Source organism: Lawsonella sp., from assembly GCF_011525565.1.
In the GTDB taxonomy this organism is placed as follows: domain Bacteria; phylum Actinomycetota; class Actinomycetes; order Mycobacteriales; family Mycobacteriaceae; genus Lawsonella; species Lawsonella clevelandensis_A.
Genome location: NZ_WVRS01000019.1, coordinates 7,327 through 9,514, shown reverse-complemented (window position 1 = coordinate 9,514; position 2,188 = coordinate 7,327). Strand labels below are relative to the sequence as shown.

Sequence of the window (2,188 nt, the reverse complement as noted above, 5' to 3'; positions counted from 1 at the left end):
AGGGAGGAAACCACCAGTAGAGAAACCGAGGATACCGCCGAGGAAATGGCCCTTCACATCCTTGTGTTTCGTGGTGATGGTGACGGTCTTATCGGAGAGGTTGTCGATGCCCTGCTTGACCTGGTTAATCCCCTTCATGGCCTGAGAGTTATCGACCTTCAGTCTGGGAGTCTTCTTATCCGCTAGTCCTGCGAATTGGAATACGCCCTTCTTCGCATTTTCCAGGACACCTTGGAGCTGCTTATCGTCAGCAGTGATCTTGACCTTGCCATCTTTCAGCTTCTGTGTTTTGAAACCGACATCTTCGAGCTGCTTTTCCGCATCCTCCGACAGCGTCTTAACCGTGACCGCTTTCTCATTTGGAACAGCATCCAGCTTCCCCTTGTATTTGGCGATCTCTGCTGAGGCGGCAGCCATACCCGGGTTCGTTATGACGGTGACGACCTGCTTGGGGATGCCAATATAGGAGTCGGCGAGTTTGCGGGCTTGTTCGGCGTTCATCCCGGCAGCCTGCGCGTTCATCACAAAAGTGTCGTAGGTGGACTGCGCCTGCGCGATCATCTGCTCTTCTGTAGCGCCCTTTTGCTGCATGGCAGTGATCTGCCCGTACAGAGCCTCACTCATTTTCTGTGCGCTGGAGAAGAGTGCGCGCCCTGCTTCGGTGGCAGTGTTGATCTGCCCGGTGGCGGTGAGCATCGCCCCACCCGTCTGTGTGGCAGCCTGCCCTGCTTGTTCAAAGGCTTGCTTATTTTGCTCCACCTCGGCGTTCAGGTTTGAGGTGGCTTGCTCTGCGGAAAGATCACGCCCTGCGAGAATAGCGACAGCCTGCGAATACACATTCAGCTTCGCGGATGTATCAGCGCTAGCGTCGCCTAAAAGTTTCATTGCAGAGGTGAACTGCTGCAACGGCGTCGCATTTTGTGCGGCGGCCTGCATCTCCGTCACCTTGCTGCGCAAATACTGGATATCAGCGGCGGCGGCCTTCCCCTGCTCGCCAAGTCCCCCTACTTTCGCCAGCAAAGAATCATACGCGGAGCCGCCCTGTGCGATCGCCTGCGTCATCTCCTTCTGCGACATCCCCAAGCGGTCCTGCACAAACTGCCAGGACTCCACACTCTTCTTCGCAGTATTGATCTTCGCAATCTGACGATCAAGACCATCACCGTTATAGGCGCCGAACAGGTGAGATAACTGAGTTCCGAACTTGCTTGTCTCACTCAACTGTTTCGTCGCATCAATCGTCTTGTTGAGCGATGCTGTAACCGCATCAACCTGCTCAGTACCCATCTCCCCCTTCGTGAGCATGACGTTATTGCGGACTTTCTCCAGCTCAACATTCGCCGCCCGCATCCCCTTCGACGCACTATCAAAGGACGAATTCGCACTATTGACCGTCGACGCCAACATGGTGACACCAGTCACCACCGCGCCGATAGCGATACCGCTCAAACCGGTCAACGAGCCAGCGAGCCCGGACACCTTCGCCCCCAAGGTACCCACGCTCACGCGTCCGAGACCCACCCTCCCTTCGTATAGGAGACACACCAGCGCGCACCCCCAGCAGCCCCACACCCCGACACACTCATGAGCACCAACCCCCTACCACCCACCAACCTAAGCGCAGCCACTTAACAACAACAACAACACCACAAACAAGCAGCAACAAGAACACAAGAAGAAAAGAAACAACACAAACCACACACACAACCACAAAACACACCCCAAACACAACAACACAAAACACACACCACCACCACCAACACAAACACCCACGGGGATAACCCCCACCACCACACCACAAACTGGCAAGGCCGCCAGTGGTTTTTTGGGTGTACGGGTTTAGGTGTCCGGGGGGGGTGTGTTGTTTGTGCCAGAATGGGTGTTCTTCGGCTTGTGTGGTTTGTTGGTGGGGTTTTTGGTGTGTGTAGGTTATTCGTTCGTGTTGGGTTTTTTGGGTGTGGCAGTGTTTGCAGAGTGTTTGTAGGTTGTTGGGGTTGTGGTTGTCCCAGCCGAGTTTCCAGGCGGGGATGATGTGGTCGACTTCTAGGTTCTGGTGTGATCCGCAGTGTTGGCAGGTGTAGTTGTCTCGTTGGAGGATTTGGTTGCGGGTGGTGTGCCAGTTCGGGGGTAGGGGGTTTTGCCGCCACATTACTGTTTAGTGCTTTCTAGGAGTTCTTGTAGTGTGATT

Annotated in this window: 2 protein-coding genes; both read right to left on the bottom strand. The window is 54.9% G+C overall.

Annotation, left to right across the window (positions count from 1 at the left end):
• A partial coding sequence (locus QZV76_RS07260) for a hypothetical protein (protein WP_290599353.1) occupies positions 1–1,521 on the bottom strand: 1,521 nt, incomplete at its 3' end.
• 61 nt (positions 1,522–1,582) lie between these two features.
• On the bottom strand, positions 1,583–2,149 hold the full coding sequence (locus QZV76_RS07255; protein WP_290599352.1) for an HNH endonuclease: 567 nt from the start codon (positions 2,147–2,149) through the stop codon (positions 1,583–1,585).
• Positions 2,150–2,188 lie beyond the last annotated feature (39 nt).